11 protein-coding genes are annotated in these 13,180 nt (G+C 70.5%); 9 read left to right on the top strand and 2 right to left on the bottom strand.

Annotated elements, in window-relative coordinates; translation table 11 throughout:
- Positions 1–11 precede the first annotated feature (11 nt).
- Together ABZ796_RS09855 and ABZ796_RS09850 are read left to right on the top strand one after the other, a co-directional pair.
- Positions 12–632: a maleylpyruvate isomerase family mycothiol-dependent enzyme gene (locus tag ABZ796_RS09855; protein WP_357336530.1), complete on the top strand. Its 621-nt coding sequence runs from the start codon at positions 12–14 to the stop codon at positions 630–632.
- A 50-nt stretch (positions 633–682) separates the two neighbouring features.
- Positions 683–1,723 carry an FUSC family protein gene (locus ABZ796_RS09850; protein ID WP_357336528.1) on the top strand — a complete coding sequence of 347 codons (1,041 nt, stop codon included), beginning with the start codon at positions 683–685 and terminating at the stop codon, positions 1,721–1,723.
- A gap of 93 nt (positions 1,724–1,816) precedes the next feature.
- On the opposite strand, the gene ABZ796_RS09845 is transcribed toward ABZ796_RS09850, so the two are convergent.
- On the bottom strand, positions 1,817–2,860 hold the full coding sequence (locus ABZ796_RS09845) for a methyltransferase domain-containing protein (protein ID WP_357336526.1): 1,044 nt from the start codon (positions 2,858–2,860) through the stop codon (positions 1,817–1,819).
- Positions 2,861–2,885: 25 nt separating this feature from the next.
- Entirely contained in the window at positions 2,886–3,878 is a 993-nt protein-coding gene (locus ABZ796_RS09840; RefSeq protein ID WP_357336525.1) for a glycosyltransferase family 2 protein, read from the bottom strand.
- Between the two features lie 169 nt (positions 3,879–4,047).
- Between ABZ796_RS09840 and ABZ796_RS09835 the strand changes: the two genes are divergently transcribed.
- The 7 genes from ABZ796_RS09835 to ABZ796_RS09805 all read left to right on the top strand — a co-directional run bounded on the left by ABZ796_RS09835 (position 4,048) and on the right by ABZ796_RS09805 (position 13,175).
- Positions 4,048–4,299, top strand: a complete 252-nt coding sequence (locus ABZ796_RS09835; RefSeq protein WP_357336523.1) for a hypothetical protein — start codon at positions 4,048–4,050, stop codon at positions 4,297–4,299.
- An 18-nt stretch (positions 4,300–4,317) separates the two neighbouring features.
- Entirely contained in the window at positions 4,318–5,457 is a 1,140-nt protein-coding gene (gene ftsY, locus ABZ796_RS09830; RefSeq protein WP_357336672.1) for a signal recognition particle-docking protein FtsY, read from the top strand.
- Positions 5,458–5,487: 30 nt separating this feature from the next.
- A complete protein-coding gene (locus tag ABZ796_RS09825; RefSeq protein WP_357336521.1) occupies positions 5,488–6,693 on the top strand; it encodes an ROK family transcriptional regulator in 1,206 nt (401 codons plus the stop codon).
- Between the two features lie 155 nt (positions 6,694–6,848).
- Positions 6,849–8,978, top strand: coding sequence for a PQQ-dependent sugar dehydrogenase (locus tag ABZ796_RS09820; RefSeq protein WP_357336519.1), 2,130 nt, complete (start codon positions 6,849–6,851; stop codon positions 8,976–8,978).
- 195 nt (positions 8,979–9,173) lie between these two features.
- Positions 9,174–10,490 carry an ROK family protein gene (locus ABZ796_RS09815; RefSeq protein WP_357336518.1) on the top strand — a complete coding sequence of 439 codons (1,317 nt, stop codon included), beginning with the start codon at positions 9,174–9,176 and terminating at the stop codon, positions 10,488–10,490.
- On the top strand, positions 10,487–12,046 hold the full coding sequence (locus tag ABZ796_RS09810; RefSeq protein ID WP_357336516.1) for a sugar ABC transporter ATP-binding protein: 1,560 nt from the start codon (positions 10,487–10,489) through the stop codon (positions 12,044–12,046). The genes ABZ796_RS09815 and ABZ796_RS09810 overlap by 4 nt, the downstream gene beginning before the upstream one ends.
- Before the next feature lie 76 nt (positions 12,047–12,122).
- Positions 12,123–13,175, top strand: coding sequence for an ABC transporter permease (locus tag ABZ796_RS09805; RefSeq protein WP_357336515.1), 1,053 nt, complete (start codon positions 12,123–12,125; stop codon positions 13,173–13,175).
- Positions 13,176–13,180: the final 5 nt, after the last annotated feature.

Raw genomic sequence — 13,180 nt, 5'->3', positions numbered from 1 at the left:
AGAGTGTCCGCATGACGAAGCTCTCCGTGATCCAGTCGCGCGAGCGCGACGCGCTGGTCGAAGACCTGAGGTCGCTCTCGCCCGACCGGTGGCGGTCGCCCACGCTCTGCGGGGAGTGGGACGTGGAGGAGGTCGTGGCGCACCTCGGCGCGGCCTCACGACTCTCGTTCCCGGGCTGGCTGCGCAGCATGATCGGGGCACGGTTCGACCCGGACGTACACAACCGCAGGCGCCTCGAAGAGTTCCGCGGATCCTCTCCCGAGGACACGCTGGCGAGGTTCGCCGGGATCGGTCCCATCAGGCTGCCCCGCCGGGAGAGCGTCGGCGGGCTGGGCGAGATGATCGTGCACAGCGAGGACATCCGGCGGCCGCTCGGCATCAAGCGCGACCCCGACCGCGAAGGACTCCTCGCGGTCGCGACCTTCTTCGCCACCAAGGACTTCGCGGTGAACAGCAAGTCGCTGGTCGAGGGCCTCCGGCTCCGAGCGGTCGACGCGGAGTACGCCGCCGGCGACGGCCTCGAGGTCAGCGGCCGCCTGCTCGACCTGGTCATGGCGATGGCCGGACGGCGCGAGGTGCTCGAGGACCTGAAGGGAGAGGGCGTTCCCGAGCTCCGGCGCCGGCTGGACTGAGACTCCGAACCAACTGGTTCGTCCAGGTCGCCGTAAGGTGTCGGCTGGCGATGACGGCACAGCAGCATGGGGGAGACGGGTTGGGAAGCGACGGGAGTCGGCTCGAGCGGTTGATGCAGGAGTCCGTCAGGGTCTCACCGGCTCCGGGGAGCCACTCGCCCGCCTGGCGCGCGAGCGTGACGCTGCTCGTCGGGTTGGTGGCATTGGCCCTGACCGGACACATCGAGCTGGCCGCGTACGCCTGTTTCGGCACCTTCGCCTCGATCTACGGTCGTCGCCAGCCGCTGCGAGGGCGGTGGCGGACCCAGACCGCGGCCGGGGCGCTGATGTGTGTCGCGGTCCTGTGCGGCGCGCTCGTGGCGACCTCCTCGCACCGGGCCTGGCTGGTCATCCCTGTCGCCGCGATCTGGGCCGCGGTCGGGTCGATGCTCTCGGACCGGTTCGTGCTGCGACCGCCGGGACCGATGTTCCCGGTGTTCGCCGTCGCGACGTGTGCCGCGCTTCCGGTGACCCTGTCGGGCGTCGCGGTGGCCGTCGCCGTGGCCGCCGCCGCGGCCCTGATCGCCGTGCTGCTCGGTCTGCTCGAGGAGCGGCTGGTCGGCAGCGGAGCCGCGGTCGAGGCGAGTCGTGGTGAGGTACGCCTCGACCACGCGACTGCGGTCGTCGCCGCGGTCGTGGTCGCCGGTACGATCTCGACCGCGCTCGGGCTCAGCCACACCTACTGGGCGATGGTGGCCGCGGCGGTGCCGTTCGGCGTCACCGGGCTGCTGGCGCAGACGACCCGCGGACTGCAACGCGTGGTCGGCACCCTGGTCGGTCTGCTCCTCGCGGCCGTACTGCTCTCGATCGCTCTCCCCGCCCTCGTCCTCGCGGTGGTCGTCGCCGCACTCCAAGCGGTCACCGAGCTGCTCGTCGGACGCCATTACGGTCTAGCCCTCGTCGTCATCACCCCGCTCTCGCTGCTGATGGTCCAGCTCGGCCACCCGCAACCGGTCGACGCCTTGCTCTGGTCCCGCCTCGCCGAGACCCTCCTCGGTGTCGTCGTAGGCCTCGCCGCCGCACTCGCGCTCCGCGAGTACCGCCGCCGCTGACCGCCGAGACGTCACGTACGTCGGCCGAGACGTCACGCCCTGCCCGGTCGCCCGACCTAACTGACGTCTCGCCCGACGTAACTGACTTCTCGGCTACTTCTCGAAGACTGCCTGGTCGAGTACGCGGCGCTCGTCGTCGGCGAGGACGACGAGCTCCTCGCGGGTGAGGCCGGTGCCTTCGCCGGAGGGGGAGAGGTTGATGAAGAACTCGTGCTTGACGGTGTCGTGGAAGGACGTCTCCCGCATCGAGATGAAGTCGAGGTCGGCGAGGTCCTGGAGGAGGAGGCGGAGGTGGTGGGGGGTGCAGACCCAGTTGTGGGTGTCGATGTAGCGCTCGCCGCGCTGGGCTTCAGCGCCGTTGGCCTTCACCGTCTCCAAGGAGTTGGCGAAGGTGTAGTCGCCCTTGTGGCGCGGACCCCAGGCGGTGATCCCGCCGTGCTTGGCCGCGTTGAGCCGCTCCTCGATGACCGCACCCATGGTGTGGACCGACGTCGGGTAGAGCGAGGCGTCGATGACGCGCGAGAGCGAGGCACGCTCGCGGAACCGGTCGAAGCAGTAGCGGTGGTCGGGGATGACCAGCGCCAGCACCCCGTCAGGACGCAGCAGCTTCTCGCACTCGTTGATGAACTCGATCATCGAGGTGGTGTGCTCGATGACGTGGGAGGCGACGATCAGGTCGAACCGCTCCGGAATCACCTCTGACCAGGGAGTTCCCGGCCGGAAGACGTAGTCGACCTCCTCGATGTCGGCGGGGTCGTACTGGGAGAAGCCCGAGTAGCGCTGCACCAGGCCCTCGCGGTCGAGATAGTCGACGATGCGTACGTCATAGCCGTCCCGCTTGGGCAGGATCGCGTTGTGCGCGGGGCCGATCTCCAGGATCAGGGCGTCGGGCTTGACCCCGGCGAGCACCTGCTCGCGACGCAGCTCGAGCCGGTCCAGACCGGGGATGGCCGGGACGGCGGTGGTGCGGTTTCGGTCGCCCTGCAGCCCCTCCACCTTCGTACGCAGCTTCTGGTTGCGCTGCTTGAGCTCGTCGATCCGGCCGTGCAGGCGCGCGGCCTCGGCATCGGCGGCACGGACGGTCTGCAGACCCGCGGCGGCGAGGCCGCGGCGTACGGCGCCCCTGAAGGTGGGCAAGACAGGTCCTCCTGAGAAGTGAGTTTCAGCGTTTGCGGGGTGGGATGTAGGGCTCGGCGGCCAGTGCGGCCCGGCCGCGCTCGGCACCGAGCGCGTGCTCGTCGTCGGGTACGGCCTTGTCGTTCTCGGGGTCGAGCACGTCACGCATGAGATCGGCCACGAGCGAGCGGCCGAGCACGATGTGCAGGTGGTTGGTCAGCCAGTCGTCGAAGGAGTAGTCGCCCGAGAACGCGCCGGCGGCGAGCTCGGCCCGGGTGGGCGTGCGCGCGAGGTAGGCATCCTGCAGGGTGCCGTTCAGGTAGCGCTGGTAGTCGCGCATCCCGTGGTGGCGCGGGCTCGGCTTCAGGTCAGGGTTGGCCTCATAGCCCTTGCCTGCGTTGATCACCTTGCGCTCGAGCTGGGCCCAGGAGCGCCAGGGGAGGTGGAGAACCTCGAGAGCGACCTCGTCGGCCGGCTGGCCGTTGCTCCGCAGCGAGACGAAGTGGTTGCCCTGGACGACCTTGATGTCCGACTCGCCGCGGTGGACCGCGTTGGGTGTGGGGTGGGCGTGGAGCCCGACCGCCTCGAGCCGCTCGTCGGGGCGCCGGTCTCGCCACTGGAGCCGGTTGATGCCGCCGCCCTTCCAGGCCGGCGGACCGACGAGGTTCTCCACCTCGACGGTGAATGCGTTCAGCGACAGCGGAGTGGCCTCGAGCGCCTGGCGTACGGTCAGGCCCTTGTCCTTGGGCACCAGGAACTCGTCGGCGTCGAGGTTGAGGACCCAGTCGGCGCGGAAGTGGGTGCGGGCACGCCGGGCCATCGAGGTGACGACCTTGCCCTGCTGCTTCTCGTGGACGGGGTCGTGGTGGAGCTCGACCCGTCCCGTCGCGGCGTAGCGCTCGAGCACCTCGGTGGTGCCGTCGACCGACGCGTTGTCCGTGACGATCAACGTGTCGACACCCTGGTCCAGGTGGTGCTCGATCATCGCGGCGACGATGTCGACCTCGTCCCGGACCATCATTGTCCCGATGATCCTCATGCCGTGAAACACTACCGGTCCGGTCGACGTTGTCGATATCCCGCGCCGTACGACGGGACGCCCGTGGCGCGGGCGCTCGTGCCCGCGTGCCGTTGTGTGCTCCGGACCCGAGGTGTGCGAGGGTTGGCGCCGTCCGTGCGTATCCAGAAGGGGGCTGGCCGAGCCAGTGTTGACCATCCTTGTCATCTTCGTGGCGATGCTGCTCATCGTCACGCTGGCCGGACTCGTGATCGTCTACACGGTCTTCCCCCACCGCGGACAGAAGATGCCGTACGCCTCCAAGCTCGGTGAGGCGATGGAGCGGGCCGTCGACACGGCCCCCACGCTCGGTCCGGCCACGCGTCTGCAGCCTCGCCGCGAGAACCATCTCACCGAGCTGCTCGGTGAGCGCGAGCCAGGAACTACGGAAAAGAAGGCGTAGTTTGATTGGATGAGGGCCATGGACATGGTCACCCTCATCGTCATCATCGCGGTCGCCGCTGTCGCGATCATCGGCGGCGGCATCGCCGGTCTGGTCACCAGCACCCGGCGCCGCAAGGACCGTACGCTGCCGGCCGAGGCGGGGACCGATGTCATCACCCGACCAGAGGCCCCGACGGTCGAGGAGCCCTCGGTCGAAGAGGCCGAGCCCGAGACGGCTCCGGCGGCCCCGGTCATCGAGAAGCCGGAGAGCACCGCGTCGCGCCTGGTGCGGCTGCGCCAGCGCCTGGCCGGCTCCAACGCGCTGGGCCGTGGGCTGCTCAACCTGCTCTCGACCGACCGGCTCGACGAGGACACCTGGGAGTCCATCGAGGATCTGCTGCTCACCGCCGACATCGGCGTCGCCCCGACCCAGGAGTTGGTGGAGGGGCTGCGCACCCGGCTGCGCGTCGAGGGCGGCAAGGTCGACGCCAAGGCGGCGCTGCGTGAAGAGCTGATCAAGCTGGTCGACCCCGACATGGACCGCCGCCTCCAGGTCAGCGGCGCCGACGGTGCCCCCGGCGTGGTGCTGATGGTCGGGGTCAACGGCACCGGCAAGACCACCACCACCGGCAAGCTCGCCCGGATCCTGGTCTCCGAGGACCGCAAGGTCGTCCTCGGTGCCGCCGACACCTTCCGTGCCGCCGCCGCCGAGCAGCTCACCACCTGGGGTGAGCGCGTCGGCGTCGAGGTCGTACGCGGCCCGGAGGGCACCGACCCGGCCAGCGTCGCGTTCGACTCGGTCAAGGAGGGCCTCGACACCGGCGTCGACACCGTCATCGTCGACACCGCAGGACGGCTGCAGAACAAGGCCGGCCTGATGGACGAGCTCGGCAAGGTCAAGCGGGTCATCGAGAAGCAGACCCCGGTCACCGAGGTGCTGCTCGTCCTCGACGCCACCACCGGCCAGAACGGCCTCATCCAGGCCCGCGTCTTCAGCGAGGCAGTCGCCGTCAGCGGCATCGTCCTCACCAAGCTCGACGGCTCGGCCAAGGGTGGCATCGTCGTCGCCGTGCAGCGCGAGCTCGGCGTCCCGGTCAAGCTCGTCGGCCTCGGTGAGGGCCCCGACGACCTGGCCCCGTTCACTCCCGAGGCATTCGTCGACGCGCTCCTGGGCTAGGTCGCCCGTCCGCATGGCAAGATCGCGGCTATGCGCCATTCACTCGCCGGCCGGGCCGAGACCTCCATGCAGGCACGACTGCTCGCCCAGCTCCGTGACGAGGGCCCGCTGTCGCGGGTTCAGCTCGCCGACCGGCTGAACGTCTCCCGCACCACGATCGCGGCCGAGGTCGGCCGGCTCACCGAGCTGGGCATGGCCCACGAGGTGGGGCCGGCGGCCTCCCGCGGCGGTCGGCGCTCGACCCTGGTCGACCTCGCGCCGGACATCCGGTTCGTCGGCATCTCGATCGGCGCGACCAGCATGTCGGTGGGCCTCACCGATGGTCGGCTGTCGGTGATCGGCACCCGCACCCGGGCGTGCGACATCCGCAGCGGCCCGGAGAAGGTGCTCGCGACCGCGCTCGAGGAGGTCCGCGCACTCCTGGACGAGCACGATGTCGCCGAGCCGATGGGGGCGGGAATCGGCGTACCCGGGCCGGTCGACTTCCACCGCGGCGTCTCGGTCTCCCCGCCGATCATGCCGGGCTGGGACGGCTACCCGGTGCGCGACGCGGTCGCCCGGGAGCTGGGCTGTCCGGTCGTGCTCGACAACGACGTGAACGTCCTCGCGGCGGGGGAGCAGCACGCCGGCGTCGCCCGGACCGCTCGTGACTTCCTCTACGTCAAGATCGGCACCGGCATCGGCTGCGGGATCGTCGTCGACGGGGAGCTCTACCGCGGCGTCGACGGCTGTGCCGGCGACATCGGCCACATCCGCGTCGAGGACTTCGGGCCCACCTGCGCCTGCGGCAACACCGGCTGCCTGGAGGCGTTCTCCGGGGGAGCGGCCCTCGCTCGCGAGGCGCTCGCCGCGGCCCGTTCCGGGCGCTCCCCGGTGCTGGCCGAACTGCTCGCGGAGAAGGGCGAGCTGAGCGCCGAGGACATCGCCGTCGCCGTGGCGCGGGGCGACGCCCAGGCGGTCCAGCTCATCCGGGAGAGCGGACACCGCATCGGCCAGGTGCTCGCCAGCCTGGTCTCGTTCTTCAATCCGGGCCTGATCGTCATCGGCGGCCGGGTCAGCAAGCTGGGCCACGGGCTCCTCGCCGAGATCCGCAGCGTCACCTACCGCCGCTCGCTGCCGCTGGCGACCGGCAACCTCCCGATCGTGCTCAGCGAGCTGGGCGACGAGGGCGGCGTCATCGGCGCCGCCCACCTGATCAGCGCCTCGGTCTACGCCCCCAGCAGCGGCGAGGCCTAGACCCCGCTTCCGACCGCCCCAGAGGCGCACTTTTGTCCCATCTTTCGAAATCTTCTTGCGAAAGTAGGCAAGTCACTTGACGTGACCGGCGTCACATCGCTACGTTCGCGGACGATCTCGCTCCCCTCCATGACAGCGAGAGAAGGAGATGGACCGTGCGCAGATTCACCCTCTGGAGCGTCGCCACGACCGTGGTCTCAGGGCTCCTCGTTCTCCCCCTCACGACGTCCGCGGACGCGGCCCCCACGGCCGCCCCGCCGCCGGACACCGACTTCGAGAAGGTGACCCTCAACGACCGCCCCGGTGAGCCGATGGACCTCGCGGTCCTGCCCAATGGGGACGTCCTTCACACCACCCGGGCCGGGAAGGTGTGGCTCAACGACGCCGACACCGGCGTCAACAGCGTCGCCGCCGAGTTCGACGTCTATCAGCACGACGAGGAGGGTCTGCAGAGCATCGCTCTGGACCCCAAGTACAACGGCCGCACCAACAAGTGGGTCTACGTCTACTACTCACCGCCGATGAACACCCCTGTCGACGACCCGGCCACGCCGGACGTCAACGAGGGCGACGCCCCGGAGTTCGGCACCCCTGCCGACTTCGAGCCGTTCAAGGGCGCGATCCGGCTCTCGCGCTACCAGTACGCCGGCGGCAAGATCGACCTGTCCACCGAGCAGCAGATCATCGACGTACCGGTGGACCGGGGGCGCTGCTGCCACGTCGGCGGCGACATCGTCTTCGACTCCGCGGGCAACCTGATCCTCGCCACCGGCGACGACACCGACCCGTTCCAGTCCGACGGCTACGCCCCGCTCGACGACCGGGAGAACCGCAGCCCCGCCTTCGACGCGAGGCGTACGGCGGCCAACACCGCCGACCTGCGCGGCAAGCTGCTCCGGATCAAGCCGAAGGCGGGCGGCGGCTACACCGTCCCTGCCGGGAACCTGTTCGCGCCGGGCACCGACAAGACCCGCCCCGAGATCTACGCGATGGGTCTGCGCAACCCGTTCCGGATCGAGATCGACCCCAAGACCGACCGTGTCTTCGTGGCCGACTACTCGCCCGACGCCTCCTCGGCGAACCCGGACCGTGGCCCGGCGGGCCAGGGCAAGTGGACCGTCGTCAGCAAGCCTGCCAACTACGGCTGGCCGCTGTGTGCGACCGCCGAGATGCCTTATCGCGACTACGACTTCGCGACCGGGACCTCGGGGCCGGCCTTCGACTGTGACGCCCCGGTCAACGACTCTCGGCACAACACCGGTCTGACCCAGCTCCCGCCGGTCACGCAGCCGACCGTCTGGTACACCTACAGCCAGTCCGAGGAGTTCCCCGAGCTCGGCACCGGCGGCATCGCCCCGATGGCCGGTCCGGCGTACGACTACCAGAAGTCGGCCACGAAGGGACCGCTCTCCGGCGCCTGGCCGAAGTACTACGACGGCATCCCGCTGTTCGCGGAGTGGGGCCGGGACTACATCAAGGGCATGCGGCTCGACGCCGACGGTGAGCTCACCGGCATCGAGTCCCTGCTCTCCAGCTTCGCCACGGACAACGTGATGGACCTGGAGTTCGGCAAGGACGGCTCGCTCTACATGCTCGAGTACGGCGACGGGTTCTTCAGCGAGAACGAGGAGGCCCAGGTCTCCCGGATCGACTACATCGCCCGCACCGGCAACCACAGCCCGAAGCCGGTGATCCGCGCCGACAAGACCGCAGGCCAGCCGCCGCTCACCGTCGCCTTCGACAGTGCCGGGACGACCGACCCCGACGGCGACAAGCTCGTCTACCAGTGGGACTTCGACGGTGACGGCAGGTTCGACGCCACCGGGAAGACCGCGACCCACACCTACGAGGAGCCGGGTGCCTATCGAGCGACCCTGACCGTCACCGACAAGGGCAAGGCGGGACGCGGCAAGCACGCCTCGGCCGATGTCGACGTGATCGTCGGCAACGACGTGCCGGTGGTGACCCTCATGACCAGCCCGGCGCCGGGCGAGGCGTTCCACTTCGGTGACACCGTCCAGTTCCAGGTCGAGGTGACCGACGACCAGGCCGTCGACTGCTCCCGGGTCTCGGTGACGTACGTCCTGGGTCACGACGAGCACGGGCACCCGCAGACCACGGCGAACGGCTGCAGCGGTTCCATCGTGACGACCGTCCCCGGTGGCCACGACCCCGGGCAGGACGAGCTCAACGCCGTCTTCGTGGCGGAGTACACCGACCCCGGCGACGGCGACATCCCGGCGCTCACCGGCACTGACGAGGTGGTGATCGCACCCAGCGAGTGACCCTCGCGATCGACCTGAAAGGGGCATCCGGCCAACCGCGGCCGGTGCCCCTTTCGGCTACTTTGTCCAATTACTTTTCAAAGTTCGACAGAAACTTTGCAGAAACCGCCGCGAAAGGGTTGTACAACGTGAGTCGGGTCACTAGTTTGTCTCTCGGTCACGGAATTCTGTGACTGCCATCACAGGCTGTCTGTGATGGGTGATCCCCATGAGCCGGGACAGGAGGCGACCGTGCGCGACGCAGACATCACCGTGCGGGTCTCCGCCACCGCCGACCCGGCCGCCGTACGGAGCGCGCGGATGGGGCTGCTCCTGCGCTCGCTGCGCGAGCGCGGGCCGCGCTCGCGAGGCCGCCTGGCCGAGGAGACCGGACTGACCCGCACCGTCGCGACCGGGCTGGTCGACGAGCTCGCCGAGCTCGGGCTGGTCTCCTGCGAGGACGCCGGTCGCCGCGGCGCCGGCCGCCCCGGCGTCCAGGTCCGGATCGTCGGCGGCTCGGTCTGCGGGGTGGGCGCGGAGATCAACGTCGACCACCTCGCCGTCGTGGCCGTCGACCTGGCCGGGTCGGTGATCGCCGAGTTCCGCCGCGGCATCGACGGCCGGAGGCTTCCGCCCGAGGGCGTGCTGGCCGAGCTCGCCGGTCTCGTCGCCGACGCGCTCGCCGAGGCACGTACCGCCGGTGTCGCCGTCGCGGGCATCACCGTCGGCGTCGCCGGCCTCGTCGACACCGCCACGCAGCGGGTCACCCTCGCCCCCAACCTCGGCTGGCGCGACATCGACGCCGCCGAGGACGTACGCCTCCGGCTGACCGCCACGGCTGAGCCGGGGCGTCCGGTGCCGCCGGTGCGCCTGGCCAACGAGGCCACCCTGGCCGCCACCGCCGAGCTGGACCCCGCCGACGCCGACCGCGCCGACATGGTGGTGCTCTACGGCGAGGTCGGCCTGGGCGGCGCGGTCGTCAGCGGTGGCCGGGTGGCCCCGGGACGGCACGGCTGGGCCGGGGAGATCGGCCACCTCCCGGTCGACCCTCGCGGCCGCCTCTGCGGCTGCGGCCGCACCGGCTGCTGGGAGACCGTGGTCGGCCTGCGGGCGCTGCTCGAGGCGGCCACCGACTCCGACGATCCGGTACGTGACCCCGTGCTGACCCTGGAGGAGCGGCTCGCCACCCTGGTCGAGCGGGCCCGCCTCGCCGACGGCCGCACCCTGGCGGCGCTGGACGAGGTCGGGACCTGGCTCGGCACCGGCGCCGCCGTCCTGGTCAACACGCTCAACCCCGGCACCGTCGTGCTCAGCGGCTACTTCGCCGTGCTCGGCGAGTGGCTGCGCCCGGCCGTCGAGGCACGGCTCGCCGCCGACGTCCTCGCCCCGCGTGCCGGCGGCACCCGGGTCGCGATCTCGGCCTTCGGCCCGACCGCCGCGGTCCGCGGCGGCGCACTGGTCTCCCTGGAGCCGGTGCTCTCCGACCCCACCGTCCTCGCCGACCTGCCCGAACTGCACGGAGGAACCCGATGACCCAGACCCCGAAGCCGTCGCCGGACGGCCCCGCCGTCAGCGCAGACGGGGGTGACGTACTGCTCCAGATGACCGGGATCGTGAAGCGGTTCCCCGGCGTGCTCGCCCTCGGCGGCGTGGACCTCGACGTCCGCCCGGGAGAGGTGCACTGCCTGCTCGGGCAGAACGGCGCCGGCAAGTCGACCCTCATCAAGGTGCTCTCGGCGGCGTACCAGCCCGACGAGGGAGAGATCCTCTGGGAGGGCGAGCCGGTCCGGCTGACCACGCCGGTCGCTGCCATGAAGCGCGGCATCTCGACGATCTACCAGGAGCTCGACCTGGTGCCCGGGCTCACCGTGACCGAGAACATCTTCCTCGGCCACGAGCTCGCCACCGCCGGGTTCAGCCGCCGCGCCGAGGCGACCCAGCGGGTGCGTACGCTCCTGGACCGGCTCGGTCACAGCGAGGTCGACCCGAACCGCCTGGTCGGCGACCTCTCGCCGGCCGGGCAGCAGATCGTCAGCATGGCGCGGGCGCTGTCCCACGACACCCGCCTGCTCATCCTCGACGAGCCGTCGGCGGTCCTCGACCAGGAGGAGGTGGACAACCTCTTCCGGGTGATGCGCGGCCTCACCGCGGAGGGCGTCGCGATCATCTACATCTCCCACCGCCTCGAGGAGATCCGCCAGATCGGCGACCGGATCACGGTCCTCAAGGACGGCCGCACGGTGGCCACCGGCCTCTCGGTCGAGGACACCCCCACCCGCGAGCTGATCACGCTGATGACCGGCCGCGAGATCGAGTACGTCTTCCCCGAGCGCCCCGCGACGCGCCCCGCTCGGGACGCGGCGCCGGTGCTCGAGGCCAGCGGCCTGTCCGGCGACCGCTTCCACGACGTCGACCTGCGCGTCCACGCCGGTGAGATCGTCGGGCTGGCCGGCCTGGTCGGCTCCGGTCGCTCGGAGATCCTGGAGACCATCTACGGTGCCCGCCGCTCGACCACGGGCACGGTCACCATCAACGGTCGCCGGCTGCGCCGTGGCTCGGTCCGCGCCGCGGTCGCGGCCGGGGTGGGCCTGGCTCCGGAGGAGCGCAAGAGCCAGGGGCTGCTGCTCGACCAGGCGGTCTACCGCAACGTGACCGTCTCGTCGCTGAGCAGGTTCTCCAAGGCCAGCTTCCTCGACAGCGGCGCCGAGCGCCGCGCCGCCGAGGAGCTCAGCCGCTCGCTCGACGTACGTCCGGCCGGGGTGGACCGGCCGGTCCGCAACCTGTCGGGCGGCAACCAGCAGAAGGTCGTGCTCGCCCGGTGGCTGTTGCGCGACTGCAAGGTGCTGCTCCTCGACGAGCCCACCCGGGGCGTCGACGTCGGGGCGCGCACCGAGATCTACAACCTCGTCCGCCGCCTGGCCGACGAAGGTGTCGCCGTGGTCGTGGTGTCCAGCGAGGTGGAGGAGGTGCTCGGTCTCGCCGACCGGGTCCTCGTCATCAGCGAGGGCTCCGTCGTCCACGAGGGACCCGCCACCGAGATCGACGAGTCGAAGGTCCTGGACCTCGTGATGGAAGGAGAGGTCGCATGAGCGAGCGCAAGCGAGCGGCAACAAGCCTCAGGCCGCCGCGTCCGTATTCTCAGATTTGCCCTACGGAGGTGGCGGCATGAGCGACACGCCCACGAACGCTGCTGTGGCCCAGGGGGACACGGCTCGGGTCGAGAAGGAAGCGGCCCGCCGGGCCGATCCCGGTGGCGTCGGCCGGCTGCTGCGAAGCGGGGCGGGCCACAACCTCGGCCTGGTCCTGGCGCTGGCGCTGCTGGCCCTGGTCGGCGTCGTCTCCGGTGGCGAGCGGTTCGCCTCGGTCGACAACGTGATGACGATCCTGCGCCTCGCCGCGGTGATCGGGGTGGTCAGCATCGGGATGACGTTCGTCATCACCGGCGGCGGGATCGACCTCTCGGTGGGTGCGCTGGTCGCGCTCTCCTCGGTCTGGTGCACGACGTTGTCCACCCAGGCGATGGCCAACGACTTCCACTGGATCTTCATCGTCACCACCGCCCTCCTGGTCGGCGCGGGCGCCGGGCTGATCAACGGGCTGCTGGTGGCGTACGGCGGGGTGGTGCCGTTCATCGCCACGCTCGCGATGATGGCCAGCGCCCGCGGTCTGGCCGAGATCATCTCGGCGCGCAAGACCCAGATCCTCAGCGTGCCGGGCTTCACCGACGCGTTCTCCCGCGACGTGCTCGGCATCTCGGTCCTGGTCTGGATCTTCGTCGTCGTGGCCGTGATCGGCTGGGTCCTGCTCAACCGCACCACCTTCGGCCGGCGCACCCTGGCCATCGGCGGCAACCCGGAGGCCTCGCGCCTCGCCGGCATCAACGTACGCCGCCACACGGTGCTCCTCTACGTGCTCGTCGGCCTCTGCTGCGGCATCGCCGCGGTGATGCTGGTCAGCCGCACCACGACCGGCAGCGCGACCCACGGCCAGCTCTACGAGCTCGACGCCATCGCGGCGGTCGTCATCGGCGGCACGCTGCTCGCCGGCGGTCGCGGCACCATCGTCGGCACCGTCTTCGGGGTGCTGATCTTCACGACCCTCACCAACGTGTTCGTGATCAACAACCTCTCGATCTCCGCTCAGGCCTTCACCAAGGGCCTGATCATCATCGCTGCCGTGCTGCTGCAGAAGCGGTTCTCACGACAGCCCGGGTCATGACCGGC

It is taken from the genome of Nocardioides sp. NPDC047086 (assembly GCF_040643685.1).
Taxonomy (GTDB): Bacteria; Actinomycetota; Actinomycetes; order Propionibacteriales; family Nocardioidaceae; genus Nocardioides.
Note: the sequence above shows the minus strand (reverse complement) of the source record. Positions and strands in the feature narration are given on the sequence as shown.